This window comes from Sandarakinorhabdus sp. (genome assembly GCF_031422795.1).
In the GTDB taxonomy this organism is placed as follows: domain Bacteria; phylum Pseudomonadota; class Alphaproteobacteria; order Sphingomonadales; family Sphingomonadaceae; genus Sandarakinorhabdus.
The window spans coordinates 1-4,451 of sequence record NZ_JANPML010000320.1 but is presented as its reverse complement, the minus strand read 5'-3'; the positions used below and the strand labels follow the sequence as shown (position 1 = coordinate 4,451).

Sequence of the window (4,451 nt, the reverse complement as noted above, 5' to 3'; positions counted from 1 at the left end):
CGATGTGCTGCAGACCGATTCGTCGAGCATCAACTCGCCGACGATCTCGACCAGGCGGATATCGACGTCCATCGCTGTCCAGGATGGCCAGGTCATCGCCCTTGGCGGGCTGATCCGCGACAACCGGACCCGGTCAAAATCAGGATTGCCGCTGTTGTCGCGCATCCCCATCGTCGGCGGGCTGCTGTTCGGCAACACCAATGACGAAACCGATCGCACCGAATTGCTGATCCTGTTGAAACCACGCGTCATGCGCAGCATCGACGAAGCCAAGGCCGTGACGGATGAATTGCGCGCCAAGATCCAGGCGGTGCGGCCGCTGCCGGGCGAACGAGTGCCATGAAACGCGCGCCGGGCGCGGTCGAGACAGCGGCGGAGGCGGGCTATGCCATGCTCGCCGCCATCGTTGCCATTGCCGTGCTGTCGCTGGCGTCGCTGGCCTTGATTGATACCGGGCGCGGGGTCGCGGTGGGCGTTGTCGCTGATGCCGAACGCGCCCGCTTGGCCGCCGCAGCCGATGCCGGGTTGGTGATTGCGGTGCGCAACCTGGCCGCACCCGCCCAGGCACAGCGCTGGGGCATCGACGGACGCCCGCATAACCTGCGTTTTGCCGGTTCCGATATCGTTGTCGTCATCGAGGATGAACGCGGCAAGGTCCCGCTCAACCAGATCGCCGACGAACAGGTGCGCGCCATGTTCGAAGCGCTTGGCGCGTCGGGCGCGTTGCTCGATGCCCAGACCGATGCGTTTCTTGACTGGCGCGACGAGGATGATGACGTCCGCCCGGGCGGCGCCGAAGTGGGCTGGTATGCGGCCCGCCGCATCAACCCGCGCAACGGTTCGCTGCGCAGCGTCGAGGAAATGCGGCTGATCCGCCACATCACGCCGGACATCGTCGACCGGTTGCGGGGCTCGGCGACGGCCTATCGCAATCAGCGCGAGGGGTTCGACGATCGGTTCGCGACGCCGTTGGCGCTGGCCGTCGCGAGCGGCGGGCTTGGTTCGCCGCAGGTCATCAACCGCGAGCGCGAACTGGCCGGCCAGCGCGTCGCCATCGACCTGGCCGAACAGGAATCGCTGGTTGGGCGGCCGCTGACCATCAGGGTCACGGCGCGGCGGCCGGGCGGCAGCCGATTCGACCGTTCAACGGTCATCGAACTGACCGGGCGTCGCGAAATACCCTATCTGGTGCGCGCCATTGATCAGTGACACCCCTGATATCGGCAGCCGCTGGCCCGTGCGGGCGGCGATGATCCTGCTGGTTGCGGCAATTTCCTATAATTTGCCGCTGTCGATCATCAACGCCCATATCGTTGGCATCGGCCGCCAGACGCTGATCGTTGTGGAGGCCGCGCTGATGGGGGCGGGGCTGTTGCTGGTCTTGAGCCAGTGGCGGATTGAAATGACCCGCTGGCTAATGATGATCGGCATGTTCTTTGCACTGTCGCTGGTCTTGTCCCAACTTCGCCTCGGATTCGATCCAAAATCGTTTCGCGACATGCTGATGTTCGCGGTCTTTGTCATGATCGGCATGGTGGTGCCCTGGCGCGACGCGCGGCGGGTCTTTGTCGCACTACACATCGCGATCCTGGTGGTGATGATCATCGAGATCGCGTTTCCGGCGCAATATGGCGCGTTGGTTGATCCGCGCGCCTATTTCATCAGCAGCCGCGGCTTCACCGCCGAACAGTTGAGCGGCGACAGCCAATTGTTTGGCGCCACGCGGCCGGACGAGCGCTATCTGCTGCCATGGCTCGGCTGGGCCCGCGCCTCGTCGCTGTTTCTGGAACCGCTCAGCCTCGGCAATTATGTCAGCTTTGCCGCCCTGGCGATGTTGCTGTTCTGGCGCGACTGGCCGGCGCGGATGCGGTGGTTCATGGGCCTGTCGCTGGCGATCATCCTTGTCGGCTGCGACGGGCGCTTTGCCGCAGCCAGCGCGATCGTGATTCTGCTCGCTGCACCGCTGCTGCGGCGACTGCCGGCATCATTGTCGATCTTCTATCTGCCTATGGCCATCGTCATGGCGCGAATCGCCAGCATGACGTTGCAATGGAACCCGCTGGACGATGATTTTCCCGGGCGAATCGCCCGCGGCATGAAGCAGCTATTCCGGCTCGACTGGTATGATCTGTTCGGCTTTTCGGTGCCCACCCCGGCGCTGGCCGACAGCGGCATCGCCTACCTGGTCATGTCACAATCGCTGGTCGGCGTCGTCATGCTGCAGCTGTATCTCTATCTGCAGCCAGCGCTGCAACGACCGGAACAACTTCTGTATCTTCACGCCACCGCCTTGACGTTTGCGCTATCGATCCTTGTTTCGATCTCGATGCTGTCGATCAAGACCGCGGCATTCTACTGGTTCATGATGGGAGTCGTCATTGTGATGACCCCCAGGGAAAATGCCCGCCGGCCAGACTGACCGGCGGGCCGATGTCCGTCAGCCGATATAGCTGACATAGACGCCGAGCTCGGTGCCGGTTTGGGCCACGAAGGTGCCGGCTTCGAAGCTGCCGGTCAGCCCGAACGAAAATGCCTTCAACGCGCCCACGCCATCGGGATCGACGGTCAACACATTGTTGGCGAAGGCAAAGGTTGCGGCAGCCGGGTTGGCGATGTTGGTGAAGTGCAACCGGTCTTCGGCGGCAAAGTCGGTGATGGTGTCACCCGCGAAGTTCTTGACGCCATCGCGGAAAATGTCTGCACCGGCACCGCCGGACAGGGTATCGAGGCCAAGGCCGCCAGTGATGATGTCATCGCCGTTGCCGCCATTCAAGAAGTCGTTGCCGCCCAGACCGATGATCGTGTCGGCACCGGCCGAACCGATAATCGTATCGCCCTGCGCACCGGCGTTGATGCTCTTGATGCCGATAAGCTGCACGAGGCTGAAATCCAGCGTGTCGATCTCGGGCGAGCCACCGATGGTGACATTGATGCGACCATCGGCGTCGATGATCTCGACCCCGGTCATCGACGCGATGCCGATCCGGGCACCGTTGCTGCCAGCCTTGATCGTGTCGATGCCGGTGCCGCCGTCATAGGCATCGAGCCCGCCATTGCCCACGACCAGGAACGTGTCGTCGCCGCCATCGCCGAACAGGAAATCATTGCCCGAACCAGCGACGATCGTGTCGTTGCCATTGTTGCCATTGACCGTGTCCGACCCGGCGCCGCCATCAAGATAATCGTCGCCCTGCCCACCGGTGAGGATGTCGTCGCCCGAAGCCGCCAGGATCCGGTCGTTGCCGCCGCCGCCGTTGACGGTATCAGCGAACCGCGTGGCCGTGATCCGGTCGTCGCCTTCGCCGCCGTTGATGGCGACAAAATCACCTTCTGTCACCAGAATGCCGGTGAGGTTGATGACATCGGCGGCAGCGGTCCCAGCGATCGAGACGTTGCCAAAACCGCCGGCGCTGATCTCTTCGATCTTGCTCAGCGACCCCGTCGTCAGCGTGATGACGGCGTTTTCCTTGTTGGCGGTAACGAGGTCATAGCCGTTGCCACCCACATATTTGTTCGCGCCGCCGCCCGACACGAGGAACGTGTCGTCGCCGTTTCCGCCATTGAGGATGTTGGTGCCACCCTCGCCGTCGATGATGTCGTTGCCCTCGCCGCCGATCAGCGTGTCATCGCCGGAGCCGCCGGTGACAAAATCGTCGCCCGCCGTGGCCGTGATCGTCTGGCCACCGTTGCCAGCCTTGATTTCGACGATGTCGGTAAGCGTAATCGCCGAGAAATTATAGACCAAGCCGGCACCGCTCTGGATCAGCAGGCGAACGTTGCCGAACCCGCCAGCAGAAATTGCCTGAATATTGGCAAGACTGGCGATGCCGATGTTGGCATTGTTGGCAGATGCCTCGATGCTGTTCGTGCCGGTGCCACCATTGAAATGGTCGAAACCGGAGCCGACGCCAACGCGGAAGATGTCGTTGCCCGCGCCGCCGTCGAGCGTGTCGTTGCCGCCACCGCCGTTGATGACGTCATCCGCCGCCGAACCGATGATCGTATCGTTGCCAGCGCCGCCGTTGATCGACGTGATGCCGACGAGCAGGGTGTTGGTGAAATCGAGGAAATCATCGCCGATCGAGCCGACGATGCTGACCGGGAAAAAGCCGCCCGAATTGATTTCTTCCACGCCCGAGATGAAGCTCAGCCCGATGGCGACATTGTTCGCGGTGGCGACAATCTTGTCATAACCTTCGCCGCCAGTAACGCTGTCGACGCCTTCCTTCACGCCAACATTGAAAATGTCGTTGCCGCCTTCGCCGTCAAGCACATCGTTGCCGAACCCGCCAACAAATGTGTCATTGCCGGCATTGCCGGTCAGATTGTCGACTCCGCCCTTGCCGATGATCGTCCAATCTTCAGCCGTCGGAGCAACAAAAATGTCATTCCCAGTAGTTCCGGTAAAAGTAACCATGACTATATCCTCTGCAACAGTTGATGACAGCCAA

Annotated in this window: 4 protein-coding genes; 3 read left to right on the top strand and 1 reads right to left on the bottom strand. The window is 62.2% G+C overall.

Translation table 11 applies throughout. The annotated features are described in order from the left end of the window. Positions 1 to 4: 4 nt before the first annotated feature. From RMO81_RS11625 to RMO81_RS11615, 3 genes are read left to right on the top strand one after another with little or no spacing between them, the layout of a single operon-like run. Positions 5 to 343, top strand: a complete 339-nt coding sequence (locus RMO81_RS11625) for a hypothetical protein (protein ID WP_310476045.1) — start codon at positions 5 to 7, stop codon at positions 341 to 343. Continuing rightward, a complete protein-coding gene (locus RMO81_RS11620) occupies positions 340 to 1,209 on the top strand; it encodes a type II secretion system protein GspK (protein ID WP_310476044.1) in 870 nt (289 codons plus the stop codon). The genes RMO81_RS11625 and RMO81_RS11620 overlap by 4 nt, the downstream gene beginning before the upstream one ends. Further along, positions 1,199 to 2,419 carry a hypothetical protein gene (locus RMO81_RS11615; RefSeq protein ID WP_310476043.1) on the top strand — a complete coding sequence of 407 codons (1,221 nt, stop codon included), beginning with the start codon at positions 1,199 to 1,201 and terminating at the stop codon, positions 2,417 to 2,419. Before RMO81_RS11620 ends, RMO81_RS11615 begins: the two co-directional genes overlap by 11 nt. A gap of 18 nt (positions 2,420 to 2,437) precedes the next feature. On the opposite strand, the gene RMO81_RS11610 is transcribed toward RMO81_RS11615, so the two are convergent. Further along, entirely contained in the window at positions 2,438 to 4,417 is a 1,980-nt protein-coding gene (locus tag RMO81_RS11610; protein WP_310476042.1) for a calcium-binding protein, read from the bottom strand. Positions 4,418 to 4,451: the final 34 nt, after the last annotated feature.